Origin of the sequence: Kitasatospora sp. NPDC056181 (assembly GCF_042266225.1) — a bacterium.
Taxonomy (GTDB): Bacteria; Actinomycetota; Actinomycetes; order Streptomycetales; family Streptomycetaceae; genus Kitasatospora.
In genome coordinates, this window is sequence record NZ_JBHJUK010000108.1 from 1 (window position 1) to 24,941 (window position 24,941).

Sequence of the window (24,941 nt, forward strand, 5' to 3'; positions counted from 1 at the left end):
TTCTACTTCTAGTGGCTGCGGTTTTTCGCGTTCCTGGGGGGCTACTACTTATCCCGTGCCGCTGTGGCACTGCTGATGCACATTTTAATACCCGCGGGGTCCGGGGGCACTCGCCCCGGGACCCGGCGGTTCTTGGTTAGGCTCCCTGCATGTCCGAAGCACAGCCCCTGGTCGAGGCCGTCGACTCCTTGGCGGATCGTTTCCGCTCCATGCCGCAGAGCCGCCTGCTGGGCGCCGTGCCCGGCCACCCCTCACGGGCGGCGGCCGCGCTGGCCCTGGCCTCCCGGCTGGCCGCGGTGGCGCAGGCCGCCGAGGGCGGGCCGCTGCGGGAGTTCCCGGACGCCGGGGCCTTCGCGGTCGGTGACCAGCTGTCGGTGGCCGGGCACGACCTGGCGGCCGCGCTGGCGGCACTGCCGGACGACGCGGAGGTGGCACTCCCGGAGGCGCTGGGCGCTCCCGCGCCGGCCGCGGCGGTCCTCGCCGGGGCGCTGGCCGAGGTGAACGCCACGGCCGCGCTCTGCGGCTGAGCCCCGGTCGGGCGGGCCCCGGAACCGCGGCGGCCGGCACGGCGGGCGGCAGGGCTACGAACGGTCGCCACGACGGGCGGTCGCAACGACGGGCGGTCGCCACGACGAACGGCCGCCACGACGAACGGTCGCAACGACGGGCGGTCGCCACGACGAACGGCCGCCACGACGGGCGGCCGCAACGACGGGCGGCCGCAACGACGGGCGGGGAGAGCGGCGAACGGCCGGAACGCCGGAGGCCGGCCGGATCGGTAACCCCTTGATCCGGCCGGCCTCCTGGCGCGGCGTCCGCCCCGTGTCGTCGTGTCCGGCGTCAGATGCTGGCGACCACCCGGTCGGCGAGCACGTAGACGGCGTCCTCGTCGGTGGAGAAGGTCAGCGAGTACGAGCCGGAGAACCGCGAGCCGCCGAGCAGCCGGACGTCCTCGTCGGCCCGGACGGCGTCGATCAGCCGGTAGGCGGCCTCGCGGTCACCGGGGGCGACGCAGAGCGTGGTGCCGTCGGCGAAGGCGTACACGTCCAGGGTGCCGAGCGGGCCGGGGCGGACGTCCACCAGGGCCACGCCCTCCTCGGCGAGGGTGGCCAGACGGGTGTCGGTCCACTCGCGGGACGGCGCCTGGCTGGGCACGAAGTCGGGGTGCGAGGGGTGGCGGCGCGGGTCGGGGGCGGCGGCGGGCGCCTCCTCGACGGCCGGCTCGGCGTCCAGCAGCCCGGCCTCCAGGCCGGTGGCCAGCAGGTCGGCCTCGCGTCGGGCCCGGGCGTCGCCGCCGGACTCGCCGGCCGGCGCGGACGCACCGGCCGGGTGGCCGGGGCGCAGCGGGGCGCCGCCCTCGGGGCCGGCCTCGGCGGGGCCGGTGCCGCCCTCGTTGATCAGGTCCTCCAGCGCGGAGCGCAGCGCCTCGCCGAACTCCGGGTCCATGGTGCCCGCGTTGTCGGCGGCGTCCTGCGGGCCGGTCGGCCGGGGGAAGAAGAGCGGCCACTCGTCGGTGCCGAGCACGCTCGCGAACGGGGAGTCGAACAGTGGCGCGTCCTCGGCCGCGCGGGCCTCCTGCTCGGCCCAGAAGGCCCGGGCCTCGGTGATCTCCCGCTCGCGGTCGGCGGCGAGTGCCTCGGCGACGGCCCGGCGTATCGCGGCCTCGTCGACCGGTGCGGGCCCTGCGGAGGCCGCGGCCTGCGCGTCCAGCCGGCGGGAGAGTCCCCGGAGGCGGAGCAGGGCGGCGGTCGACACGGTGATCAGGATCAGCAGCAGGATGGTGTAGACGACGCTCACGGAACGTACTCCTAGGGAGGAGCGGAACGGGGTTACATCTCCACACTGCCGCATGCGGGGGTGTTATCGCAGTGGCGAATGTCTAATTTGTCCGAGACTTACGCACTTGTCCCCAAATTGTTAGGTAACACCGCTCTACGCTGCGGAGTTGATCCGCTCCGCACCGTCGATTTCCGGTCGGGATTCGGAAGAAAAGAGGGCCGGATCGACCTCGCGGTGTGATCCGGCCCTCAATTACGCAGCGTCACTCCAAATGGGTGGTCTGGACCCTTCGGGGTTGACGCACGGGTGACGCGGAGGTCAGCTGAGGCGCTCGATGACCATCGCCATGCCCTGGCCGCCGCCGACGCACATGGTCTCCAGGCCGAACTGCTTGTCGTGCCACTGCAGCGAGTTGATCAGGGTGGTGGTGATCCGGGCGCCGGTCATGCCGAAGGGGTGGCCGACCGCGATCGCGCCGCCGTTGACGTTCAGGCGGTCCAGGTCGATGCCCAGGTCGCGGTAGGACGGGATGACCTGCGCCGCGAACGCCTCGTTGATCTCGACCAGGTCGATGTCGCCGATGGAGAGCCCGGCGCGCTTGAGCGCCTGCTTCGAGGCCTCGACCGGGCCGTAGCCCATGATCTCGGGGGAGAGGCCGCTGACGCCGGTGGAGACCACCCGGGCGAGCGGGGTGATGCCCAGCTCGCGGGCCTTGGTGTCGGACATGATGACCAGCGCGGCGGCGCCGTCGTTCAGCGGGCAGCAGTTACCGGCGGTCACGGTGCCGTCCGGGCGGAACACCGGCTTCAGGCCGGAGACGCCCTCCAGGGTGACGCCCGCGCGCGGGCCGTCGTCGGTGCTGACCACGGTGCCGTCCGGCAGCGTGACCGGGGTGATCTCGCGCTCCCAGAAGCCGGCCTTGATGGCCGCCTCGGCGAGGTTCTGCGAGCGGACGCCGAACTCGTCCTGCTCGGCGCGGGTGATGCCCTTGAGCGCGGCGAGGTTCTCCGCGGTCTGGCCCATCGCGATGTAGGCGTCCGGCACCAGGCCGTCCTCGCGCGGGTCGTGCCACTCGCCGCCGCCCTCCTCGGCGCGCTTGGCGGTGCGGGCCTGGGCCTCGTCGAAGAGCGGGTTCATGGTGCCCGGCATGCCGTCGGACGTGCCGTTGACGCTGCGCGAGACGGTCTCCACGCCGGCCGAGATGAAGACGTCGCCCTCGCCGGCCTTGATCGCGTGCAGCGCCATCCGCGTGGTCTGCAGCGAGGAGGAGCAGTAGCGGGTGATGGTGGCGCCGGGCAGGTAGTCCATGCCCATCTGGACGGCGACGATGCGGGCCAGGTTGTGACCCTGCTCCCCGCCGGGCAGGCCGCAGCCCAGCATCAGGTCGTCGATCTCGCGCGGGTCGAGCTGGGGCACCTTGGCCAGCGCGGCGCCGATGATGTGCGCGGTCAGGTCGTCCGGGCGGACGTCCTTGAGCGAGCCCTTGAAGGCCCGGCCGATCGGCGAACGGGCGGCGCTGACGATGACGGCTTCGGGCATGGCGGGCTCCTCGCTGAGTGACCTTCGGACTGTCCTTCGGGCTGGGGCGCCCCGGCGGCCTCCCGGCCGCGGGGGCCGGTCGGACGCGGACGTCCGGGAGGAAAGTTACCGCCTGGTAGTTCAGGCGTCACCCGCCCCAGCGTGTGAGCTGGCCGACGTATTCCCGTCCTCCGCCACCGGCCCCGCCTGCGGCCCTGCCTGCGGTTCCGCCGTCGGGGTGCCCGGCAGGCCGACCCGCAGCCGGTGCCGCAGCATCGCCCAGCGCCGGACCGCGCCCTCGGCGCCGACCGCCGCCACCTCGGTGCCGGCCCGGCCGGCCGCGGCCGCCGCCGCGACCGCCACCGGCAGCACCGCCTCGCCGGGCACCGGGCCGGCCGGGCGCTCCTCCTCGGGCCAGAGGCCGAGCACGGCGCAGAGCGAGGGCAGCACCGCCATCGCCGCCGTCGCGTAGCCCTGGGCGGAGGGGTGGTAGCGGTCGGCGGCGAACATCTCCGGGCGTGCCGCGAACTCCGGCCCGAGCAGCGAGCCCAGCGACACCGTCCGGCCGCCCGCCTCCACCACGGCGATGGTCTGCGCGGCCGCCAGCTGCCGGCTCAGCCGGCGGGCCACCCAGCGCAGCGGCGGGCGCACCGGCTTGATGGTGCCGAGGTCCGGGCAGGTGCCGACCACCACCTCGCAGCCGTTGGCGCGCAGCGCCGCGACCGCCTCGCCGAGCTGGCGCACCGCGACCTGCGCCGGGCTGTGCCGGGTGACGTCGTTGGCGCCGACCATGATCACGGCGATGTCGGGCCGGTGCGGCAGGGCCAGCTCCAGCTGGCCGGAGAGGTCGCCGGAGCGCCCGCCCGAGCGGGCCACGTTCACCAGCTCGACCGGCCGCTCGGCCACCGAGGCCAGGCCCGCCGCGAGCAGCGCCCCCGGGGTCTCGCGGGCCCGCAGCACGCCGAGGCCGGCGGCGGTGGAGTCGCCGAGGAAGGCCAGGACGAGGGGCGGCTGCGGATCGGCGCCGTCGGCGAAGGCCTCGCCGTAGACGCCGTCGGCCTTGGGCGGGTCGCCGTCCAGGATGCCGATGGCCTGGATGGCGAGCCTGCTCTCGGTCACCAGCACGCCCACCAGACCCACCCCCAGCAGGCCGAGCCCCCCGCCGCCGTACGCCGCGGCGGCCGCGATCCGGCGGGCCACCCGGGCCCGCGACTCCTGTGCCCCTGGCATCCGGTGCCCCCTTCACGTCCTCGTGCCGCCCCCGGCGGGGCCTCTCCAGTGCACCTGTACACCCCTCCTACCCGCGTTGGCGGCGCGCTACGACGGGGGTGGGCCATCCGTGGCGCCGACGCGGGGCCGGCCGGGTGTGACGGGGGCTGCGGGTCGGGTGCGGCGCAAGGGCGGGCTGGGGCCGGTGGCACGCCCTAGGCTTTGCAGTACCGAAAGCACTCGCATGCCCACATCCCGGGAGGACCCCCGTGCGGTACAGCAACTCGATCATCGACCTCGTCGGCAACACGCCGCTGGTCAAGCTGAACAAGGTCACCGAGGGCATCAGCGCGACAGTGCTGGCGAAGGTCGAGTACTTCAACCCCGGCGGCTCGGTGAAGGACCGGATCGCGATGCGCATGATCGAGGCCGCCGAGGCCTCGGGCGCGCTGAAGCCCGGCGGCACCATCGTCGAGCCGACCTCCGGCAACACCGGCGTCGGCCTGGCGATCGTGGCCCAGCAGAAGGGCTACAAGTGCATCTTCGTCTGTCCGGACAAGGTGTCCACCGACAAGATCAACACCCTGCGTGCCTACGGCGCCGAGGTGGTCGTCTGCCCGACCGCCGTCGCCCCGGAGCACCCGGACTCGTACTACAACGTCTCCGACCGCCTGGTCCGTGAGACGCCCAACGCCTGGAAGCCGGACCAGTACTCGAACGCGGAGAACCCGGCCTCGCACTACCACTCCACCGGCCCGGAGCTGTGGGAGCAGACCGAGGGGAAGATCACCCACTTCGTGGCGGGCGTCGGCACCGGCGGCACCATCTCCGGCACCGGCAACTACCTGAAGGAGGTCTCCGGCGGCAAGGTCCAGGTGATCGGCGCCGACCCGGAGGGCTCGGTCTACTCGGGCGGCACCGGCCGGCCGTACCTGGTCGAGGGTGTCGGCGAGGACTTCTGGCCGACCGCCTACGACCGCAACGTCGCGGACGAGATCGTGGCCGTCTCCGACAAGGACTCGTTCCAGATGACGCGCCGCCTCGCCAAGGAGGAGGGCCTGCTCGTCGGCGGCTCCTGCGGGATGGCCGTGGTGGCCGCGCTGGAGGTCGCCAAGCGGCTCGGCCCGGACGACGTCGTGGTCGTGCTGCTGCCGGACGGCGGCCGCGGCTACCTGTCCAAGATCTTCAACGACGACTGGATGGCCGACTACGGCTTCCTGCCCTCGGCCACCGACGAGGCGCACATCGGCGAGGTGCTGGCCCGCAAGGACGCCATCGAGCACGAGGGCATCCCGCAGTTCGTCCACATGCACCCGAACGAGACCGTCGCCGAGGCGGTCCGGGTGCTGCGCGAGTACGGCGTCTCGCAGATGCCGGTGGTCTCCCCGGGCGCCGGGCACCCCGACATCATGGCCGGCGAGGTGATCGGGTCGGTGGCGGAGAAGCTGCTGCTGGAGGGCGTCTTCGCCAACGAGATCCAGCTGACCGACACGCTGGACAAGGTGATGTCCAAGCCGCTGCCGGTGGTCGGCTCGGGCGAGACGGTCACCAACCTGATGAGCGTGCTGGAGAAGGCCGACGCCGCGGTGGTGCTGGTGGAGGGCAAGCCGCAGGGCATCGTCACCCGCCAGGACCTGCTGGGCTTCCTGGCCGGCCGCGCCGCGCACTGACGCCCGCTCAGCCGGCCGGGCCGGGAGGGGCACTGACGCCCGCTCGGCCCGCCCGGCCCGCAGGGGTGGCCGGGGGTTCGTCCACGGGCGAAGTGGTACACCGGCGTCACCTGCGCGCAGCACGCGCTTAACAACACCCGGGCATCGTGGTGGTCAACGGCAAGACGCCGAGTGAGGCGACGGCAACCGTCCGGGAGCGGCTCCCCGGCGGACGCGGTCGTCTCCGGACACGTCGGTCGGCCCTGGGCCGGCGGCCGTGTCCGCCCTCCCCGCCCGGCATCGGGCGGGAGGGGCCCGTCACAGGAGGCGCCGTCGTCCCGCCCCTGCCCGGTTCCGGCCGGTCACCAGGGTGCGGCGGCTCCTGCGACGACCAGCGCGCCGCTTGGCGCGTCTCCGCGGCTCCCGGGTGGGGGAGCCCCGGCGGAGACGGCGGGCCGGTCCCTCCCCGGAGGGACCGGCCCTTCCGGTGTCCGGCTCCGGTGCCCGTTTCCCGTACGCTCGCACGCATGACCAGCACTGAAACGACCGGCCAGGACGCCCCGCGCTACGTCCGGCTCAGCATCGAGCTCATCGCCGAGATCACCGACGAGGGCGCCCTCAAGGCGGCCGCCCTGAAGCAGGTGACCGACGACGAGTACCTCGACGACGAGGAGCGCGCCCAGTCCGTCGAGGCGATCGAGGTGGACCCGTCGGGTTCGCTCGCCCACTTCATCGACCCGGTCGCCCTGCTCGGCGACGTCCCGGGCGTGGAGCTCGCCTCGGCGACCTGGGAGTCCGCGCAGACCGAGTTCGACCCCGAGGGCGAGGGCTGGGACGAGTACACGGTGGAGGAGTCCGCCGAGTAGTCGCCCTGCTCCTCCCACCACCGTCACGGTTGGTGACCGCCCGGTCTGCTCCTCGCAGGCCGGGCGTTTTGTCCATATTTGGTCGGAAGTTGGGTCATCTCATACGATCGATCTCCGTTGATGGTGGAACCGTGAAGGGGCAGTTTGCGTTTCTGTATCCGTAATGCCCGGGATGATCAGCAGGGAGAACGCGACGTGACGGCACGGGACGGTCAGGGGCGGGCAGGCGGAGGCAACTGGACGCGGCGCGGCGTGCTGGCCGGCCTGATCGGCGCGCCGGTCCTGCTGCTGGCGGCCTGCAACGACACCAAGGGCGGCGAGGGCGCCAATGCCGGGGGCGCCAACGCCGGGGGCGGGACGTCCCCGGGCAGCGGCTCGGGAGCGGGCAGCGATGCGGGGGCGGGGACCGGCGGGGCGAGCACCGCTGCGAGCAGCTCGCCGAAGACCTCCGTCGCCGTCATCACGGTCACCCCCGCCGACGGCGCCACCGCGGCCAGCTTCAGCGACCCGGTGAGGGTCGCCGTCGCCGGCGGCACCCTCGGCACGGTCAAGGTCACCGACGCCACCGGCAAGGCCCTGGCCGGCGAGCTCTCCGCGGACGGCACCAGCTGGACCTCCGCCGCCGCACCGGCCAGCGGCACCAAGTACACCGTCACCGCCTCGGCCACCGACAAGGACAAGCTGGAGGCGGACGCCAACGCCACCTTCACCACGGCGACCCCCGCCAACACCTTCGTCGGCTACTTCACGCCCGAGGACGGCTCCACCGTCGGCGTCGGCATGCCGGTCTCGATCAACTTCAGCAAGCCGGTCACCGACCGCAAGGCCGTCCAGCAGGCGATCACCGTCATAGCCGAGCCGGGCGTCGAGATCGTCGGGCACTGGTTCTCCAGCACCCGCCTCGACTTCCGGCCGCAGGAGTACTGGGCCAAGGGCACCAAGGTCACCGTCAAGCTCCGGCTCAAGGACGTGCAGGGGGCGAAGGGCGTCTACGGGACCCAGTCCAAGGACGTCCGCTTCACCATCGGCCGCGCGCAGACCAGCGTCGCGGACCTCGCCGCCAAGACGCTCACCGTCACCACCGACGGCCAGGTCAGCGCGGTGTACAAGATCTCCGGCGGCGCCCCCGAGCACCGCACCTGGGGCGGCAAGATGGTCATCTCCGAGCAGTTCCAGCAGACCCGGATGAACTCCCAGACCGTCAACCTCGGCAGCGAGTACGACATCGCCGACGTGCCGCACGCCCAGCGGCTGACCACCTCCGGCACCTTCATCCACGGCAACTACTGGTCCCCGTCGTCGATCTTCGGCGGTCAGAACACCAGCCACGGCTGCGTCGGCCTGAAGGACGCCCAGGGTGGGCAGGACCAGGGCGCGGACGGCTACAGGTTCTACCGGAGCTCGATGATCGGCGACGTGGTCGAGGTCGTGAACTCCGGGGACAAGACCGTCGAGCCGTCCAATGGCCTCAACGGCTGGAACGTCGGCTGGGCCGCGTGGAAGGCCGGCAGCGCACTCTGAGCGGCGGCCGAGCCCGCCCTCCGGTGGTGACCCGCGCCCCGGTGGTGTGACCGGTCCCGGGTGACCGGGGCCGCTCCCCGGAAATTCCTCCCGGACGGACAGAACCCCGTGGCCCGCCCGAGGAGTCGGGAGGGTGTGAAACGCGAGCAGAGACAGCGCCAGGATGCCGAGTTCAGTGCGTTCGTCATCGGTAACAGCGGCCAACTCATCAGGCTGGCCGAGCTGTTGACCGGCGACCCGCACCGGGCCCGGGACATCGTGCAGTCCGCGCTGGAACGCGCCTACCTGCACTGGCACCGGATCACCGCCGACGACCCGACCGCGTACGTCCGGCGGATCGTGGTCAACCAGCACCGCGACTGGTGGCGGCGGCTACGCAACCGGGAGCTGCCGACCGACCGCACGCCCGAGCGGCCCGGCCGCGAGGACCTCGCCGAACGGCAGGCCCAACAGGCCCTGCTGCACCAGGCGTTGGCCACCCTCACCCGGCGGGAGCGGACGGTCGTGGTGCTGCGCTACTACGGTGACCTGAGCGAGGCCGACACCGCCGCCGAACTGGGCATCGCCCCCGGCACGGTCAAGAGCACGCTCCACCGGGCGCTGTCGAAGCTGCGCGCACTGCCAGAACTCGCCGACCGCGAGGGCGGTACGGCGGGTCCGACCCCGAGGAACGTCGAGGTGACGGTGTGAGCGGTGACGGTGTGAGCGGTGGCGGCATGAGCGGTGACGGCATGAGCGGTGACGGCATGAGCGTCGAGAAGCGGCTCGGTGAGCTGATGGAGCAGGAACGCGGGACGGCCGGGCTGGCGCCCGGGCCGATCATCGCCCGGGCCCGCCGCCGCCGGGGCCGGCGGGCGGCGGGAGCGGGGGCGGCGGCCCTGGCCGTGGCGCTGGTCTGCGGCGTCACGGCGGTCACGGTCGGCAGCGCCCGGCAGACCGGCGGGGTGGCGGGGGCCGCCGGCGCGGCGCTGACACCGTCGGCGGGGGCCGTGCCCGGTGCGGCTGCGACGTCCACGCCGACCGCCACGCCGACCGCCGTGCCCACGCCCGGCACCACGGCGCTGCCGCTCTCCCCGGTCCGGCAGGTGGCCGCCGGCGAGAAGGTCGAGTTCGCCGACGGCGCCCGGATGTGGGTGACCACCAGGGAGAAGTGCGACGAGTACCGCGACGCCTCCGGTACCTGGGGCAGTGGAACGGGCTGCCGGGACGTCACCAGCGACAACCTGGAGCACGACAAGCCCAGCATCTACGCCCAGGGCACGTTCGGCCGCGACCGCAGCCTCGTGGCCAGCTTCTACCTGGGCCCGCAGCCGGCCAGGATCGTCGCCTTCGTGGGCGGGAAGCCGACCGTCGCCACCTTGGTGACCACCCCCGGCATGAAGGACTGGACGGCCTACTACGTGGTGCTGCCGGGCATGCCCGAGCTCCCGGGCGGCCGGCCCACCAACCCTGCCCTCGCCGCCTACGACGCCGAGGGCAGGCTGTTGGCCGAGCTCCCCGGGCTGGGCGCGGACGGCGCCCAGGAGAAGGCCCCGGCCCGGCTGTAGCGTTCCCGGCGGGGTGACGGCGGCCCCGTGCACGACGGGCGGACCCGGGCGCTGCTGCGGTACGCGCCGGCCGGGACCGGGACGCGCCGCCGCTCCCGAACGCGACGGCCGAAACCCGCCGGACCCGGCGCGGGCCGGGCGGCAGGGTGGACCGTATGACGACAACCACCCCGCCCGCCCCGGCCGTCCGCCCGATCGACCCGGCCGTCCACCGCACCCTGCTGGTGCGCGACGACGCGGGGCGCCCGCCCGTGCGCTCGACCGACGAGACCGGCGGCGCCCCGCTGCGGTGCTGCCTCACCCGGGCGCTGCCCGGCGACCGGATCGCCCTCGTCGGCTACGCCCCGCTCCGTCGCTGGGCGGCCGAGACCGGGGCCGACCCGGGCCCGTACGACGAGGTCGGCCCGGTCTTCGTGCACGACGGCGCGTGCCCCGGCACGGGGGCGGCCTGGCCGGCCGCGTTCCACACCGGCGACCGGGTGCTGCGCGCGTACGACCGGCGCGGGCACATCCTGGGCGGCGTGACCGTCACCCCCGAGACCGCCGAGGCGGGCGCCGCCGCGCTGCTCGCCGACCCGGAGGTGGCCGTGGTGCACGTCCGCGCGCTGCACTTCGGCTGCTTCATGCACGAGGTCCGCCGCGGCGCCTGAGGGCCCGCGGCGGACTCCCCGGCGGGCTCCCCGGCGGGCGGTTCAGCGCTTGGCGTAGTCGACGAAGCCCTGCCAGTCGAGGGCGACACAGGGCTCGTCGCCCACCACCCAGGCGTCGTGGCCGGGCGGGCAGATCATGAAGTCGCCGGGGCCGAACTCGGCCTCCTCGCCGTCGTCCATCACGATCTTCATCCGCCCGGAGATCACGTACCCCAGGTGGGAGGCCTGGCAGCTGTCGGTTCCGGCGATCGGCTTGATGTGCCGGGACCACCGCCAGCCGGGCTGGAAGACCGCCCGTCCGACGGCGCCGCCCTCCAGGTTGACCAGGCGCAGCTCGCCCGTGCCCGCCTCGAAGGGGCGGACCTCCTCGGCCTGGTCGTCGAAGTTCTTGCGGATGAGGCCGGCCATCGGTCCTCCTCGGAACAGGGCCGGCCCCCGTCACCAGCACTCGGTGACGGGGGCCGGCGGGCTGGTCCTTCCAGTCTGCGCCCGGCCGGGGCCGGCCGCGCTGCGCTCAGCCCTGCGAGGTGCGGGCGACCCCGATCGGGCAACTGGCCCCCGTGCCTACCAGGGTGTCGCCATGTGACCCATCGGTTGGCGTCATGCCACCTATGGCCAGAAGAGCCGTGATCTACTGCCGGATCAGTCAGGACCGCGAGGGCGCCAGCTTGTAAGGCCGCCGAATCTGACCATCTGTCATCATGCCGGTGGGTGTGGCGGTCGAGTCAGATTCTGCTTTGTGGCCACCCATGTAGACCCTTGAAGTGATGGCCCTTGAATGAGAGCTCCTGAAAGGTAGTCGCCTTTCACGGAGGGTGGATTTGCCCACTCTATGGTTCCGCCGTAGTAGATGTCTAACTCTTGAGTTTCGCTGTTAAGGGTGACCTGCATGTTGAATCCAGATCCTGCGGCTGGCGGCTCAATGGATCGGGCGATCAGGAACGTCCTGCGGCCATCTGCGAGAGTGAAGTCGCCATCGAACTCATTCGTTGCGGCGTCCCATGAAGAAATTACAAGTGTGCCCGAGAAGTCTGGAAGTGAACTCCCATTTCGGTCGGTGGCTTCGATGGCCCAGGTCCCTACTGTGAGATCGTTGATCTCTTTGCATAGCTCGATCTGCCTCTCGACCCACGCGATCTCCCCATGTACGCGCGCAACGCCTTGTGCTGTCAGTACAAGGCAATGCTTCACATCATCTTCTGTGTGGCACTCAAGGCGCATTTGCTTGAGGTCGGTCAGTTCCTGGTTAAGGCCATCGAGTTGTTTCTTCAATTCTGCTTGGTTGCATGTCACGACCATCACCTCTGGCTCTGTTCGTCATCGTCACCTTTGCCCTATGTCACCAGGGCATCGCAGATATTGCCTGGCTGCAACCGGACCAGTCAGGAGATCTCGCTACTTCCGGGGTGTCGCAGTGTGACCTGTTCCCTGGCACCATGCCAGCCATGACGAGACGAGCCGCGATCTACTGCCGGATCAGTCAGGACCGCGAGGGCGCCGGCCTCGGAATCGCTCGGCAGGAAGCCGATTGCCGGGCCCTCTGCGAGCGCAGGGGTTGGCAGGTGGTTGGTGTCTACCCAGACAACGACACCAGCGCGTACAGCGGCAAGCCCCGCGAGAAGTGGCTAGCGCTCCTGGAGGATGTCCGCGCGGGTCTCGTGGACGCTGTGGTGTGCTGGCATGTGGACCGCCTGACCCGGTCACCACGTGAGCTTGAAGACGTGATCGACCTTGCCGACAAGCATGGTGTGGAGCTTGGCACCGTCACCGGAGAGATCGATCTCGGGACCCCGACCGGCCGTCTCATTGCTCGCATGCTCGGAGCCGCAGCGAGGCACGAGGCCGAGCACAAGGCTGAGCGCCAAGCACGGCAGCGCCGGCAGGCAGCTGAGGCGGGCAAGCTTTCGGGTGGTGGAGGCCGCCCGTTCGGCTACGACGACGACAGCGTGACCGTACGGGAATCTGAAGCCGCGATCGTTCGGGAGGCGGCGCGGCGAACGCTCGCTCTAGAAAGCCTGTCGAGCATCTGTAAGGACTTCCACCAACGAGGGTTTGTCACCCCCGCCGGCCGTCCGTTCACGCCGACCAGCCTCCGACGCATGCTCGCCTCGGCCCGCATCAGCGGCCGCCGCGAGTACCGACCACGCAAGGTGGGCGAGACCACCCGGCCCCTCTTGGGTGAGATTGTGGCTGACGCCGTCTGGCCGGGAATCATTTCGGACACGGACTCTGACCGCCTACGCACCTTGCTCAGCGAGCCGGGGCGGCGTAAGACGGGGCCAACGAGCGGAGGCCGCGTGTACATCAACTCCGGAATCCTGCACTGCGCCAAGCCGAGGCCAGACGGCAAACCCTGCGGCTGGGGAATGGTCGGCCGGCCCCGTTCCGGAGTGCCCCGCTACGTCTGCCCGAATGTGCCCGGGACAGACAGCTGCGGCGGGACCGCGACGAACGCGAAGCGCACCGACGACCACGTACGGGACATGGTCCTTGCTGCGCTAGCGTCCGAGCAGTTTATGGAGCGCCTGTCTGGTGTGGAGCCTGCCGCTGACGCTGAGCTTCTTGCCGAGATCAAGGCAGATGAGCAAGAACTCGAAGATCTGGCAACAGATTTCGGCAGTCGCAAAATCAGCCGAGCGGAGTGGATGGCTGCCCGAACTGTCTTCGACGGACGCTTGGAGTTCAATCGGGCTCGACTGGCGCGAATCACCAGGCACTCGGTTCTCCGCACCTTTGTAGGCAGCTACGACGACATGCACGCCCGTTGGAAGGACAAGCTGAACGACTCCCAGCGGCGTGCGGTTGTCGGGGCTGCGGTTCATCGAATCGACGTCCTACCCAGCGATCCGCGACGGAAGTGGGATCCGGACCGCTTCGTCTTCGACTGGGTCGCATAGCCGGACAACGCTGGCCATGCGGGGCGACGGCGCTGGCGACGCGACGGACTCGAACACCTGGGCAACGCGCTCGATGACTCCGGGATCCTCAATGGTGGGCGGAAGGCCTTGAGCCGCACGGGACGCGGCGACGCGCTTCCGAAGGTCTTCGGGTACCACCGACTCTCCTCACGGGAACGAGGGGCGAATGATCCTGCTGCTGACGTTCCTTAGTGACAGCGGCATGGTGGGTGTCCGGCCTGTCCGGGGCACCTGTCCGGTTGAAAATGCCTGGTCAGGGCATGCGGCAGGACAACCGGACAGGCCGGACACTTCAGCTGTCGGGCAGGGTGTCCGGCGAGCTTGGGGGTGCGTACACACCCCCGGGGGAGCGGTGGAGCTGGCCGTCCTTGGCCATCCGCGAGCAGGTACGACGGGTCAGCTCCACCTCGACGCCGATGGCGGCGGCGATGTCTATGGGCTTGCTGCCGGGGTGGGCGCGGAGGTGGGCGAGGATCTGGGCGCGGGTGTCGCCGACGGTGTGGTCGCTGGCGGGGCCGTCGAGGAGGAGCCAGCTGCCGGTGTCGGGCTGGAACTCCAGGGCGTGTTCGTTCTCGTCGACGTCGCGGCCGGTGATGTGCAGGACGCCGTCGGCTTTGCCGCGGGAGCGCTTGAGGACGAGGGTGGCGTCGGCGGCGCCGGCGAGGCCGTTGGTGCCGGAGACCTCGGCGAGGAAGTCGTCGGACGCCATCTTGCGGACGTGGTGGACGAGGATCGTGGCGACGGCGTGCCGGTCGGCGACCTGTTTGATGTAGCCGATGGCGGCGTAGTCGGCGTCGTAGGCGGCGACGCCGGGGGGCGGGGTGCCGCGGACCTTGGCGAAGACGTCGATGACGATGAGGCGGGCGCCGGGGTTCTGGGTGAGCCATCGGTCGAGGGCGTCGGCGCCGCCCTGTGGCAGCGGCGGGAACTCGGTGACGAGGGTCAGGGCCCTGGGGGCTTCGCGTCCGGCGAGGAGCTTGGCCATACGGGTCTTGAGGCGGCGTGGGGTGTCCTCCAGGGCGAGGTAGAGCACGGGGCCGGGTTCGACCTCGATGCTGCCGAAGGCGGGACGGCCGGCGGCGACGTCGAGGCCCAGGCCGAGGGAGAGCCAGGACTTGCCGACCTTGGGCGGTCCGGCGAGCAGGCTGACGCCTTCGGCGAAGAACCCGGGGACGGCCCAGCGGGGTTCGGGGAAGTCGGTGGCCATGAGGTCGGCGGCTGTCCACACCGTGCGGGGCCTGGGCGGGGCGCTGGGCGGCTCTGCGGGTGCGGGCCGGGGCTGCGGGGCGGGGGTGGTCCAGGGGTCGGTGTGCGGGGCGGGTTCGTCCGGCCAGGGGATGTCCGTCTCGTCGTCGCCGACGATCCGCAGCCGGCGGCCGTCGGGTGCGTCCCGGGGGTCGGCGGGGCGGGTCACGCGGTGGCCGGGTGGAGACGGGTGGCCGGCGGCTGGGGAGCGGTCATCGCGGGTGGCCTTTCGTGGGTGGTCCGGTCAGGGACGGTTGTCGGTGGGTGGCCGGGTTATCGGGGCTCGCCGTCGGCGAGGCCGTTGGCGACGGCGCGGGCGGCGTAGTCGTGCGGGACGCCGACGGAGACGGCGGCGCCGATGAGGTCCTGGGCGAGGGTGTCGAGGCCGCAGGGGCCGGGGCAGTGGGTGTGCTGGGCGGCGAGGAAGCGGGCGACGCCGTAGGCCTGGTTCGCGGCGCCGCTCTTGCGCAGGGCGCGGATTCTGGCGAGGCCGCGGTCGAGTCCGGTGCGGACGAAGCGGTCGGTGTGGCGGCAGCCGCTGTTCACGGTCCGGGCCCAGGCGGTCGGGCGGGAAGACACCACCCCTCCGCCCGGCGGGGAGGGGGTGGTGTCTTCCTTGCGCGCCAGGGCGCGGACGGAGTCGGGGAGCGGGGCCATGGTGCTGGTGCCGGGTCCGAGCCAGCGGGCGTAGGCCGCGTGGGACTTGATGTCCACGTCAGGGCGGACGGCGTTGGCCGAGCGCATGACGCCCCGGTAGATCCAGTGCTCGCCGCGGGTGCTGGGCACCGTGAGGGTGGCGGGCAGGGTCTCGCGGGCCCAAGCGACGGCGAGGCGGCTGTCGAGGTCGAGGACGGTGACGCCGGCGCCGCCGGGGTGGTAGGCGACGGTGTCGGCCTCGCGCCAGGCGCGGGCCCATCCAGGCCCGGTCAGGACGACGGGGTCGGTGGTTGCGGCGGCCCAGGCATGGCACGGGGCCGGGCAGACGCAGGGTCCCGGCACCTTCATGTTCGGCCGGCCGCCGCACGCGTTGGCCGCGCAGGCCGGGCAGTTGCCGACCGGGAGCTTTCCGTCCCGCAGAGGCAGCACGGGCAGCCCGGACCCGGCCAGGCGGAGGGCGACCACCAGACAGCAGCCGACGGCGGGCAGTGGGTTCGCGGGCATGGTGTCTCCTTCCGGGGCCCCGGGGCGGGCGTGGCAGCCCGCCCCGGGGACCGGGTGGTCAGTTGGTCGGGTCGGGGTGGAGCGGCAGCTGGCCGTCGGTCTCGGTGTGCGGCTCGGGCGGCATGAGCCGGTCGATGGCGGCGAGGTGCTGGTGGTCGTTGTCGGGGCAGATGGTGCGCTGGTCGGCGGTGACGAGCCAGCCGCAGCGGCGGGCGTTGTCGGCGGCGATCTGCGGGGTGTCGAAGAGCGGGAGGACCTCGTCGGTGTCCTCGTCGCCGCAGATGTCGCAGGTGACGATGTGGAAGGTGATGGCGCGGATCGCCATGGCGGTCTCCTACGCGGCCTTGAGGCGGCGGCCGGTGGCCGGGGTGAGGGAGTCGGCCCAGGTGGTGCGCAGGGCGGCGCGGTCCTGGCGCTCGCGGGCCGGGGTGTCGGGCTGTCGGTCGAGGCGCACGGGCATCTGGAGGCCGAGGAAGTCGGGGCCGGCGGCGACGAGCAGGGGCTTGCCGGGCCCGGCGGACCACGTGGTCAGCGGCTGGTGGCGCTCGGCGGCCTTGGGCCAGCGGGCGAGGAAGGCGGCGTTGTACAGGGTTTCGGTGTCCTGGTGGGGTTCGGCGGCGAGGGCGTCGGCGAACAGCGGGCGCCACTTCGGGAACTTCCTGGCGAGGGTGGCGCCCGCGGACAGGCGCAGGGAGCGGGTGCCGTCGCTGACGGTCAGCCAGCCGTCGGGGTTGCGGGTGCAGCCGCGGCTGTGGGTGAGGGTGAGGTCGGCGGGGCGGCGGGCGGGGAACAGGGCGCGCAGGGCGGTGAGGTCGGCGTGGGTGATGAGCGCCTTCCACGGCTCCGGCTCGGCGGCCTCGCGGCGGGCGAGGGCGAAGGTGTAGCGGTCGGTGGCGGTGGCGAACAGGTGGGTGCCGGTCGCCTCCAGGTAGATGCCGCACAGGGACGGCAGGGTGTCGTCGCGGCTGATGTGGGGGGAGAGCTGGCGGACGATCGTCGGCAGGTCTGTGACCGTGACGGACATGTCGGGTCCCTCCGGGGTGGTCAGAACAGGGCGTCGGGTTCGGCGGGCGCGGCGCCCGACTGGCAGGCCCGGCGGGCGCCGCGGGTGGTGGCGTCGAGGCATGCCGGGCACCAGGCGGCGAGCGCGGCCTTGGGCAGCGCGGCCGCTCGGTGCGGGGGCAGGAGGAGATCGGCCGGCTCGGCGGGCGCGGCGAGCAGGCGGACGGTGCCGGTGCCGTGCCGTTGGCCGTAGCCGCCGTGGACGACCAGGCAGCGCCCGCCGTCCTTGGCGTGGTTCTTGCCGCAGGTGCCCCGGCACTGGCAGCGGCCGGCCGCTGCCGCCATGACGGCCTGCCACAGCCCGGTGTGGGCGAGCGGCGGGACACGCCCGCTCACGAGACGCTGCCCGGGTCGAGGTCTCGGCCGGTGACGGCCTCGACCAGGGCGGAGACGAGTACTTCGGCGACGGGCGGGGTGACGGCGTTGCCGTACTGGCGGACCTTCTCCCGCTTGGTACCGAGCACCGTGTAGGCGCGGGGGAAGGCCATGGCGGCGCCGATCTCGCCGGGCTCCAGCATCCGGAACAGCACCTCGTCCAGCGGCACCCGCGGTCCGTGGACGAGGGCGTACCGGTCGCGGGTGGTGAGTGCGCCGAGCGGTTCGGCGACCGGGCGGGCGGTGGTGTTGCCGTAGTAGGGCAGCAGCACCGACGACCAGTCCGGCGCCATGCCGGACCCGGTGACGAGCCCGTGGTGGTTGCCGGAGGCGGTGACGGTGGCGAGCGCGTCCAGGACCGGGCGGGCGTCGGAGGAACCGCCGCGCAGCTCGGCGATGAACGGCAGCCACGCCACCCCGGTCTCGTTGCGGGCGGTCTGAGTGCGCAGCGGCTCGTAAGCGGGAGCCGCGGTCTTGCCGTCGCGGCCCTCGGCGGGCACGAGCAGGGGCGGGATGGCGAGCGCGTCGTTCTCCCGGGTGGTGCGCGCCGGTGCCAGGCCGGTGACGGGGCTGGCGTCCTCGCGCCAGGTCCCGCCGGCCGGGGCGAGCAGCGGCACCGCGTACCGGGCCAGCCCGGCGCGGACCCGTTCCAGGGTCTTGGGGGACAGGGCCTTCTTCCGGTCGCCGATCGGTGTGCCGGGCAGGGACCAGTCGATCGCGGCGGCCGCGGGGAGCACCGGCGGCTCCACCACGGCGTTGCGGCAGGTCACGTTGGGGCAGCGGTAGAGGTACTGCTGGCGGTAGCGGCCCATGTCGGCGCCGGGCTTCTTGAACGCCTGCACGGCCCGCACCGGCTTGTCGCAGCCCTCGCACCAGGCGGTGGGCCGCAGCCACTTGTCCCAGTCCGGGTCGCGGCCCAGTCCGGTTCGCCAGTAGGCGAGGTAGAGGCGGTCGCGGGACTGCGGGGCGTGGGCGACGGTGCGCGGGTAGGCGTGCATGGAGTTCAGGGCGATCAGTCGGGTGCGGTAGCCGAGCGCGCGGATGTCGCCGACCCACGTGGTCCACAGGTCCCAGGCACGGACGTCGATGACGTTCTCGACGATCCCGGCGAGTACCGGCTTCCCGCGGGCGGCCATGGCCCCCAGGTAGCGCGGCACGTCCCACATGAGGGCGCGGGAGCGGTCGGTGGCGGCGTCCGGGAGGGTCTCGCCGAACAGGTCGGGCTGCTTGTCGAAGTCGCGGCGCTTGCCGCGGGCGTTGGACCACTTCGGGCACTCCGGGCTGGCCCAGAAGAGGTCGGCGGCGGGGAAGGTGGCGACGTCGTGGTCGTGCAGGTCGCCGAGGAAGTGGTCGGCGTCGGGGAAGTTCGCGGCGTGGGAGGCGATGGCCTTGTCCCAGTGGTTCGCCGCGAGGACCGGGGTGACGCCGGGGACGGCGGCGGCGCCGGTGCTGCTGCCGCCGGCGCCGCAGAAGAAGTCGATGTAGGTCAGGCCCACGGTTCTTCCGTCCAGGTGGTGAGGTGGAACAGGTCGAGGACGCCGAGGGGCAGGGTCTCGACGGTGCCGTGCTCGTCCTGGGCGAGCAGGGCGGGCGGCTGGGTGGTGCGGGCGAGGATGCCGAGCGCGCACGCCGGGGCGTCGTCCTCGTTGACGTCGGGGCGCAGGGCCCAGATCTGGCCGGGGGCGGCGAGGGCGAGCGGGTCGCCGGCCTCGATGCGCTCGGCGGCCAGGCGCAGGGCGGCGGCCGGGGCCAGGCCGTCGAGGGCGGCGATGTGCCGGGCGAGGCGGTGGGTGTGGGCGGCGGCCCGGTCGGGGCCGACCACCCTGAGCAGCGTGGTCACCGGGTACCTCCGAGCAGGTCGGCGACGAGCGGGGCGAGGTGCCGGTTCGCGTGCTCGGCGAGGGCGGCGACGACGGTCTTGGCCTCGTGGGTGAGGGTCCGGCTGGGCCGGGTGCCGGTGGGCCGGATGAGGATGTCGTCGGGGACGGGGAGGAGCACCATGGCGGTGACGAGCACCACGGTGCGGTGGGTGCGGTCCGGGCCGGCCAGGTGGGGCCAGGGCTCGCCGGGCCGGTCCCAGGAGCTGTGCTCCCAGTCCAGGGGCCGTCCGGCGGGGCGGCGGGTGAGCGCGCTGTGGTGCAGGCCGACGTGGGTGCAGAACTGGGCGCGGCCGTTGTGGTCGATGGACAGTGCCACCTGGTGCAGGTCGTTGCGCACGGCCGCGTAGGCCGGCGTCATGACCGGGATGGTGGCGATCCGCCATGCGGCGGCGGCGAACTCGGCCGGGCTGAGCGGTTCGCCGTTGTCGTGGAAGTCGTCGGCGTGCTGGGCGAGGTAGGCGTCGTAGCGGGAGTGGCCGTTGCTGGCGCGCTCCTGGTCGGCGATGTCGTCGATGACGACGAGCGTGGTGTGGTCGAACTCGGGCATGCTGGAGTCCTGGTCTCTTGAACGGGGATCGGATGGCCCCGCAGCAGCCGCCTCTCTGCCAAGATCCGGCGGCTGCTGCGGGGTTTCGTGCTGTCCGGGGCGGTCCGGTTAGAACGGGGGCTCTTCCGGGCCGCCGGCCGGGGCGCCGCCCCACGTGCCGGGGGCCGGGGTGGCGGGTGCGGTCGGGCCGGCGGTGGACCACGGGTCGGCCTGGGCGGCCGGGGCGGGGGCGCCGGTGCGCTGGGCCTTGGTGACCTTGGCGGTGGCGAACTTGAGGCTGGGGCCGATGTCGTCGATGTCGAGGCCGAGCATGGAGCGGGTCTCGCCCTCAGGGGTCTGCCAGTTGTGCTGGACGAGTCGGCCGGTGGCGACGACGCGCATGCCCTTGGTCAGGGAGTCGGCGGCGTGCTCGGCGACCTCGCGCCAGGCGGTGGCGCGCAGGAACATCGCGGTGCCGTCGCGCCACTGGCCGGTGGTCTTGTCGTAGGTGCGCGGGGTGGAGGCGAGGGTGAAGCGGGCCATCGCCACCCCCTGTGCGGTGAAGCGGAGTTCGGGGTCGTCGGTGAGGTTGCCGACGACGGTGATCGGGGTGTCTCCCACGGACACGGGTGCCTCCAGAAGGCGTTGGTGTGGTCCGGGAGCGGGGTCTGCCCGTCCCCCGCGCCGTCCTCCGGCCGCCTGGTGAGCGGACGGTGGGCGGCACGGCGGTCGGCACAGGCCGGATCAGATCTCGTCGGGGTGCCGCGCGAACTCGCAGGTGCCGTCGCAGTCGTAGTAGCCGCAGCCACCGCACTCGGGGCAGTGGTCGTAGTCGATGGGGACGTTGTCCTGGGCGTCGTCGTCCCAGGCCTCGTCCTCGCAGCCGCCGCCGGTGCCGTGGCAGCCCTCGCACCGCTCGGTGTGGCCGGGGCGCGGGTCGGCCTGTTCCTCGTCGAGGCGGCGCTGTTCGTCGGCGAGGTCGAGGGCGATCTCGGCGGCCTTCTCCTCGTCCCGGGCGGGCTGGTCGTCGAAGTCGGACATGTCGAAGTCGTCGTCCATCAGGTGCCTTTCGGGGGCTTGGGTCAGTGGTGGGTGGCTCGGGCGGCGGCGATGTCGAGCTGTCGGTGGACCTGGGCCGGGGTGCGGCCGGGGGTGTCGTTCCACTGGTCGACGGAGCGCACGGTGGGGTCGTGGGCGGTGAACTGCTCCATGAGGTAGCGGCGGGCGTGCATGGCGGTGGTCTGGGTGCCGTATCCGGCGGCGAGGACGGCGAGTTGGGCGCCGAGGATGCAGGAGCGGCCGGCGTCGTCCCAGAGCAGGCCCTGGCACCAGCCGTGGACGGTGAGGTAGCGGGAGAGCAGGCGCAGGTGGGTGGCGGTGTCTATCGGCACCGGCGCCGGCGGGCGGTTGCGGGCGCGGTCCAGGAGGGTGGGGCGGGGGCGGGGCATGCCGAGGTCCCAGGCGACGGGGGCCCGGCCGAGGGCGCAGATGGCCGGGACTGTGATCCGGCGGGCGGGGGCGGGGAGGGAGGCGAGGTAGCGCTCGATCTCGCGGACGAGTTCGCCGCCGTCGGCCACGAACGCGAGGTCCGGCATGCCGGGCAGCCTGTGCAGGGTCGTGGCCATGGCGGTTTCCCTTCGTTCAGTGCAGGGGCAGGGAGCGGAACAGGGTCGCGAGAGCGTCGTTGACGGCGGGGGCGATGCCGGTGGCGGCGAGGTAGAAGCCGAACAGGGCGGCGACGAGGGCGCCGCCGACGGAGACGGCGCGCATGCGGAGCATGACGGCGAGGATGACGCCGAACAGGGTGGCGGCGGAGACGGTGAGCAGCACGGGGCGACTCTCTTCCCGGGAGGGTGGTTTGGGGTGGTTTGGGTATTCCGGGGTGCCCTGACGGGCCCCTGCCGCGCGCACAAAAGCGCAGGTCACACGGGTGACGGTGTCGACGGGGCCCCTGACGGACCCCGGCTCGCGGGGCCGTGGCCGTCAGGGGCCGTCAGGGCAGCCGACGTGACCCGCAGGGCTGTGACCTGCGGTTTTGTGTGGCGGTCAGGCGCCCGTCAGGGCGGTGAAACCGGACTTTCCGGGCGTTCAGGCGGCGTCGGCGACGGTGGTGGCGGCGTCGCCCAGGGCCTTGAGGGTGTAGCCGTTGGGGCGGCTGCCGTCGGCCTCGGTGAGGCGGCCCTGGGCGAGGTCGACGCCGAGGTCGGCGAGGTCGGTCTTGAGGGTCTTGCCGACCCGGGACAGCCACGCGCCCTCCGCCTCGCCGGGCTGGCGGCCGTAGCGGCCCGGGTCGACGGCGGCAAGGTGGGCGAGGGCCTCGGCGTTGGTGATCTGGCCGCGCCCGGTCTGCCGGGCGGCGGTGACGAGGTGGTCCAGGACGGTGCGGCGGATCACGGTGCCGAGGCCGTCGGCACCGCCGGCGGCGGCGCTCACCCCGGTGATCCGGGTCATGGCGGCCTCGACGGGGTCGTCGTAGTGGCCGGGCAGGCACCCGGCCGCCTCGCGCAGTGCCACGCCCTGTTCGATCAGGGGCAGGATCTCCCCGGCGTTCTCGTCGATGAACAGGGAGCGGGTCTCGATGACGCCGGTGTCGGGGGTGGTCAGCCAGTTGCGGCCGCGGCTGGTCTTCTCGATCGGGATCTTGGAGGCGTCGTAGCCCTGGCCGACCATGCCGTCGCCGAGGACGACGTTGGAGGCGCCGGGGGACTCGACGCGCATGGCCATGCGGGCGGCGAGGTTGCCGCGCAGCCGCGGGGTGACGATCTCGGCCTCGGGGTACTGGGTGGCGAGCGCGAGGACGATGCCGACGGCGGCGCCGACGGCGGCGATCTGGGCGAGGAGTTCGGTGATCTCCTCGGCGTACTTGCCGGACGGGCCGTTCTTGGCGGTGTAGGTGGCGAGTTCGTCGATGATGACCAGCTCGATGCCGCCGAGCTTGTCGACCAGCTTCTCGTTGGCCTTGGACAGACCCGCCTCGACGAGGATCTCGGTGCGGCGGTTCATCTCCTCGACCATGAGGCGGAGGAACTTGACCAGCCGGCCGGGGTTGCGGCGCACGAAGGTGGCCAGCACCCGGGCGTGGGGGACGTACTCGCCGGCGCCCTTGCCGTCGAACAGCCGGATCCGCACCCGCGGGTCGAGCATGGCGGCGGCGAGGAGGTTGGCAAGTCCCATGCCCTTGCCGGAGCGGGTGGCGCCGGCGAACAGAAACGAGTAGTCGGACAGGGTCGGCCGGATGACGTTGCCGCGCTTGTCGAAGGAGAGCGGGAAGCCGTCGCGCCAGGTGTTCACCGTCTTGGCCCGGCCGGCGACCAGCGGGTTGCGGCGGGTGGCGAGGAAGGGGTCCTGTCCGCATGCCCAGATCGCCATCCGGCGGCCGTTGGAGCCGACCTGGCGGATGTCGAGGTTGGTGCGGTCGATGCCCATCGCGGCGGCGATCTCGTCGGCCCGGTCGCGGGCCTTCTTCACCGTCACGTCGGGCAGGTCGATGACGGCGTGCCAGGCGTTCGGTACCGCCGGGTCGATGGCGCACGGGGTGACCATGGTCAGGCGCTGTGACTCGCCGATCACCCTGGCGGCCTTGAACGCCCGGTCGAGCATCGACTCCGTCATCGGGTCGCCGTCCGACAGGGAGCGAACGTCCGCGTCCCACACGGTCTCCCGGTCCGGCTGCCGGCCGAGGAACGCCTCGAAACCGAGGACCACGGCCAGGCCGAGCAGCAGCCCGCCCGCGCCGAAGGCGACGTAGGCGGCCAGGACGAGGACGGCGGGGATGCCGAAGGCGACGAGGGCGCGGGCGAAGCGGATCCGGCGCCGGTTGGACTTGGCCTTCCTGTGCGCGGCGACCGCCGCGACCGCGACGGCGAGGGCGGCCTCGGACTGCTTCTGGGCCAGGGCCCGGTCACCGGGCAGCAGGGTGAAGCGGGCCCGGCGGGCCAGGTCCCGGGCCTCGCGGGTGGCGATGTGGGCCTGGTGGCCGGCGGCCTGCACGTGGGCGCCCTCGAACCCGGCCGTCCACTGGGCCGAGCGCCGCACCCCGCGCCAGGCCTGGGCCGCGTGCCCGCGGGGGGTTCGCTGGCGGGCCGCCCACCGGCGCAGTGCCCGCCGCAGCTGCTTGGCCCGGGCCCGGGACATCGTGCGCCGCCCCTCGCGGGTGCGGATCCACGCCGGAACGAGCGGCCGGTCCCCGGCCAGGTCCTCGCGTTCGGCCGCCGCGACCACCGCCGGAACCTCCACCGGAGCGGCGGCCGGGGCGTCCTCGGGAACGTACACCGAGTCGGGCACCGCAGCCGGGGACGGGGCGGGCGCGGGGCCGGGCTTGGCGAGGCGGTCGAACCGCAGGATCTTCGCCTCGTCGCCCTCGACGGCGGGAGTGGCGTCGGGTTCGGGCAGATCGTTGGGGCTGTACTCGTCGTGGTTCACTGAGGGTCCTTCCTCACAGCGCAGTTGTGCGGGCAAGGGGCCCGGGGCGGCCGGTCGATGCTTGGCGGCTTGGGCGGCCGCCCCGGGGCATGGTCAGAGCTGGTCGAGCGGGGTGCGGGTGTTCCCGGCGTAGGCCTCGGCGGCGGCCAAGAAGCGTCCGGTGCCATCGGCGAGGCGTCGCGCGAAGGCGAGCACCTCGGCGGGGGACGCGCTGTTGGCCGGGACGAGCGCCAGGGAGGTCTTCTCGCCGCTCAGGACGATGAACGGCCACCCGGGGCCCACGTCGGCGGTCTCGTTGGTGTGGACCTTGACGGCGGTGTCGGCGTTGATGTGCAGGTAGACGGACGAGAGCATCGGTGGACTGCCTTTCTGGGCGGAGGTGGTGAGGGCGGCGTCGGGGGTCAGCTTCGGTGGCCGGTCGGCTGCAGCTCGTGGGTGTGGCACAGGGTGGGGCCGATGAGCAGGTCGATCCGGTTGACGGTCCACCGGCCATTGGTGAGCGGGCCGGGCGGCACCTCGTCGACGATCCGGCCGGTCCGGCCGGCCGCCCGGGGGTCGTCCTCGCAGGAAACGATCAGTACTTCGTCGCCGGAGTTGAACGTCATGGCGGGTC

Annotated in this window: 28 protein-coding genes; 8 read left to right on the top strand and 20 right to left on the bottom strand. The window is 72.8% G+C overall.

Going from position 1 to position 24,941, the window contains the following annotated elements:
* The first annotated feature begins 149 nt into the window (after nucleotides 1–149).
* Nucleotides 150–527 carry a hypothetical protein gene (locus ACFC1F_RS31300; protein ID WP_376163352.1) on the top strand — a complete coding sequence of 126 codons (378 nt, stop codon included), beginning with the start codon at nucleotides 150–152 and terminating at the stop codon, nucleotides 525–527.
* A gap of 313 nt (nucleotides 528–840) precedes the next feature.
* Here the strand turns inward: ACFC1F_RS31300 and ACFC1F_RS31305 are convergent, their stop codons facing one another.
* The 3 genes from ACFC1F_RS31305 to ACFC1F_RS31315 form a co-directional block, all read right to left on the bottom strand.
* Nucleotides 841–1,797 carry a hypothetical protein gene (locus tag ACFC1F_RS31305; RefSeq protein ID WP_376163354.1) on the bottom strand — a complete coding sequence of 319 codons (957 nt, stop codon included), beginning with the start codon at nucleotides 1,795–1,797 and terminating at the stop codon, nucleotides 841–843.
* A gap of 300 nt (nucleotides 1,798–2,097) precedes the next feature.
* Entirely contained in the window at nucleotides 2,098–3,318 is a 1,221-nt protein-coding gene (locus tag ACFC1F_RS31310; protein WP_148643151.1) for an acetyl-CoA C-acetyltransferase, read from the bottom strand.
* Between the two features lie 120 nt (nucleotides 3,319–3,438).
* Nucleotides 3,439–4,527, bottom strand: a complete 1,089-nt coding sequence (locus tag ACFC1F_RS31315; RefSeq protein ID WP_376163356.1) for an SGNH/GDSL hydrolase family protein — start codon at nucleotides 4,525–4,527, stop codon at nucleotides 3,439–3,441.
* Between the two features lie 248 nt (nucleotides 4,528–4,775).
* On the opposite strand from ACFC1F_RS31315, the gene ACFC1F_RS31320 reads away from it, so the two are divergent.
* The 6 genes from ACFC1F_RS31320 (at nucleotide 4,776) to ACFC1F_RS31345 (ending at nucleotide 10,739) form a co-directional block, all read left to right on the top strand.
* Entirely contained in the window at nucleotides 4,776–6,176 is a 1,401-nt protein-coding gene (locus tag ACFC1F_RS31320) for a cystathionine beta-synthase (protein ID WP_209416877.1), read from the top strand.
* A 506-nt stretch (nucleotides 6,177–6,682) separates the two neighbouring features.
* Nucleotides 6,683–7,021, top strand: coding sequence for a hypothetical protein (locus ACFC1F_RS31325; protein WP_209416876.1), 339 nt, complete (start codon nucleotides 6,683–6,685; stop codon nucleotides 7,019–7,021).
* Between the two features lie 195 nt (nucleotides 7,022–7,216).
* Nucleotides 7,217–8,542, top strand: coding sequence for an Ig-like domain-containing protein (locus tag ACFC1F_RS31330; RefSeq protein WP_376163358.1), 1,326 nt, complete (start codon nucleotides 7,217–7,219; stop codon nucleotides 8,540–8,542).
* A gap of 135 nt (nucleotides 8,543–8,677) precedes the next feature.
* On the top strand, nucleotides 8,678–9,232 hold the full coding sequence (locus tag ACFC1F_RS31335) for a SigE family RNA polymerase sigma factor (protein ID WP_209416875.1): 555 nt from the start codon (nucleotides 8,678–8,680) through the stop codon (nucleotides 9,230–9,232).
* The gene (locus tag ACFC1F_RS31340; RefSeq protein ID WP_376163360.1) at nucleotides 9,229–10,089 is read left to right on the top strand and encodes a hypothetical protein; all 861 of its coding nucleotides are present in this window, start codon (nucleotides 9,229–9,231) and stop codon (nucleotides 10,087–10,089) included. The genes ACFC1F_RS31335 and ACFC1F_RS31340 overlap by 4 nt, the downstream gene beginning before the upstream one ends.
* A 155-nt stretch (nucleotides 10,090–10,244) precedes the next feature.
* Nucleotides 10,245–10,739, top strand: coding sequence for a DUF1203 domain-containing protein (locus ACFC1F_RS31345; RefSeq protein WP_209416873.1), 495 nt, complete (start codon nucleotides 10,245–10,247; stop codon nucleotides 10,737–10,739).
* 42 nt (nucleotides 10,740–10,781) lie between these two features.
* Here ACFC1F_RS31345 and ACFC1F_RS31350 read toward each other — a convergent pair whose 3' ends face one another.
* Together ACFC1F_RS31350 and ACFC1F_RS31355 are read right to left on the bottom strand one after the other, a co-directional pair.
* Nucleotides 10,782–11,147 carry a cupin domain-containing protein gene (locus tag ACFC1F_RS31350; protein ID WP_376163362.1) on the bottom strand — a complete coding sequence of 122 codons (366 nt, stop codon included), beginning with the start codon at nucleotides 11,145–11,147 and terminating at the stop codon, nucleotides 10,782–10,784.
* 291 nt (nucleotides 11,148–11,438) lie between these two features.
* Nucleotides 11,439–12,032: a hypothetical protein gene (locus ACFC1F_RS31355; RefSeq protein ID WP_376163364.1), complete on the bottom strand. Its 594-nt coding sequence runs from the start codon at nucleotides 12,030–12,032 to the stop codon at nucleotides 11,439–11,441.
* On the opposite strand from ACFC1F_RS31355, the gene ACFC1F_RS31360 reads away from it, so the two are divergent.
* Nucleotides 12,026–13,636 (top strand): recombinase family protein, encoded by a 1,611-nt coding sequence (locus tag ACFC1F_RS31360; protein WP_376163366.1) that lies wholly within the window; start codon nucleotides 12,026–12,028, stop codon nucleotides 13,634–13,636. The genes ACFC1F_RS31355 and ACFC1F_RS31360 overlap by 7 nt on opposite strands.
* Nucleotides 13,637–13,949: 313 nt before the next feature.
* Here the strand turns inward: ACFC1F_RS31360 and ACFC1F_RS31365 are convergent, their stop codons facing one another.
* From ACFC1F_RS31365 to ACFC1F_RS31435, 15 genes are all read right to left on the bottom strand, one after another.
* Nucleotides 13,950–15,071: an AAA family ATPase gene (locus ACFC1F_RS31365; RefSeq protein WP_376163367.1), complete on the bottom strand. Its 1,122-nt coding sequence runs from the start codon at nucleotides 15,069–15,071 to the stop codon at nucleotides 13,950–13,952.
* Between the two features lie 104 nt (nucleotides 15,072–15,175).
* Complete coding sequence (locus ACFC1F_RS31370) at nucleotides 15,176–16,063, bottom strand: DNA primase (protein ID WP_376163369.1); 888 nt, start codon at nucleotides 16,061–16,063, stop codon at nucleotides 15,176–15,178.
* Nucleotides 16,064–16,121: 58 nt separating this feature from the next.
* Nucleotides 16,122–16,388: a hypothetical protein gene (locus tag ACFC1F_RS31375; RefSeq protein ID WP_376163371.1), complete on the bottom strand. Its 267-nt coding sequence runs from the start codon at nucleotides 16,386–16,388 to the stop codon at nucleotides 16,122–16,124.
* A gap of 9 nt (nucleotides 16,389–16,397) precedes the next feature.
* Complete coding sequence (locus ACFC1F_RS31380; protein WP_376163373.1) at nucleotides 16,398–17,087, bottom strand: hypothetical protein; 690 nt, start codon at nucleotides 17,085–17,087, stop codon at nucleotides 16,398–16,400.
* 20 nt (nucleotides 17,088–17,107) lie between these two features.
* A complete protein-coding gene (locus tag ACFC1F_RS31385; protein WP_376163375.1) occupies nucleotides 17,108–17,461 on the bottom strand; it encodes a hypothetical protein in 354 nt (117 codons plus the stop codon).
* Nucleotides 17,458–18,996 (bottom strand): DNA cytosine methyltransferase, encoded by a 1,539-nt coding sequence (locus tag ACFC1F_RS31390; RefSeq protein WP_376163377.1) that lies wholly within the window; start codon nucleotides 18,994–18,996, stop codon nucleotides 17,458–17,460. The genes ACFC1F_RS31385 and ACFC1F_RS31390 overlap by 4 nt, the downstream gene beginning before the upstream one ends.
* The gene (locus ACFC1F_RS31395) at nucleotides 18,987–19,340 is read right to left on the bottom strand and encodes a hypothetical protein (protein ID WP_376163378.1); all 354 of its coding nucleotides are present in this window, start codon (nucleotides 19,338–19,340) and stop codon (nucleotides 18,987–18,989) included. The genes ACFC1F_RS31390 and ACFC1F_RS31395 overlap by 10 nt, the downstream gene beginning before the upstream one ends.
* Nucleotides 19,337–19,927 carry a hypothetical protein gene (locus tag ACFC1F_RS31400; protein ID WP_376163380.1) on the bottom strand — a complete coding sequence of 197 codons (591 nt, stop codon included), beginning with the start codon at nucleotides 19,925–19,927 and terminating at the stop codon, nucleotides 19,337–19,339. Before ACFC1F_RS31400 ends, ACFC1F_RS31395 begins: the two co-directional genes overlap by 4 nt.
* A gap of 108 nt (nucleotides 19,928–20,035) precedes the next feature.
* Nucleotides 20,036–20,533, bottom strand: coding sequence for a single-stranded DNA-binding protein (gene ssb / locus ACFC1F_RS31405; protein ID WP_376163382.1), 498 nt, complete (start codon nucleotides 20,531–20,533; stop codon nucleotides 20,036–20,038).
* A gap of 117 nt (nucleotides 20,534–20,650) precedes the next feature.
* On the bottom strand, nucleotides 20,651–20,965 hold the full coding sequence (locus ACFC1F_RS31410) for a hypothetical protein (protein ID WP_376163384.1): 315 nt from the start codon (nucleotides 20,963–20,965) through the stop codon (nucleotides 20,651–20,653).
* Between the two features lie 23 nt (nucleotides 20,966–20,988).
* Nucleotides 20,989–21,531 carry a hypothetical protein gene (locus ACFC1F_RS31415; RefSeq protein ID WP_376163386.1) on the bottom strand — a complete coding sequence of 181 codons (543 nt, stop codon included), beginning with the start codon at nucleotides 21,529–21,531 and terminating at the stop codon, nucleotides 20,989–20,991.
* 16 nt (nucleotides 21,532–21,547) lie between these two features.
* The gene (locus ACFC1F_RS31420; RefSeq protein ID WP_376163387.1) at nucleotides 21,548–21,736 is read right to left on the bottom strand and encodes a hypothetical protein; all 189 of its coding nucleotides are present in this window, start codon (nucleotides 21,734–21,736) and stop codon (nucleotides 21,548–21,550) included.
* Between the two features lie 258 nt (nucleotides 21,737–21,994).
* Entirely contained in the window at nucleotides 21,995–24,328 is a 2,334-nt protein-coding gene (locus ACFC1F_RS31425; protein ID WP_376163389.1) for an FtsK/SpoIIIE domain-containing protein, read from the bottom strand.
* Nucleotides 24,329–24,421: 93 nt separating this feature from the next.
* The gene (locus ACFC1F_RS31430) at nucleotides 24,422–24,682 is read right to left on the bottom strand and encodes a hypothetical protein (protein ID WP_376163391.1); all 261 of its coding nucleotides are present in this window, start codon (nucleotides 24,680–24,682) and stop codon (nucleotides 24,422–24,424) included.
* 47 nt (nucleotides 24,683–24,729) lie between these two features.
* Nucleotides 24,730–24,933 carry a hypothetical protein gene (locus ACFC1F_RS31435; RefSeq protein WP_376163393.1) on the bottom strand — a complete coding sequence of 68 codons (204 nt, stop codon included), beginning with the start codon at nucleotides 24,931–24,933 and terminating at the stop codon, nucleotides 24,730–24,732.
* Nucleotides 24,934–24,941 lie beyond the last annotated feature (8 nt).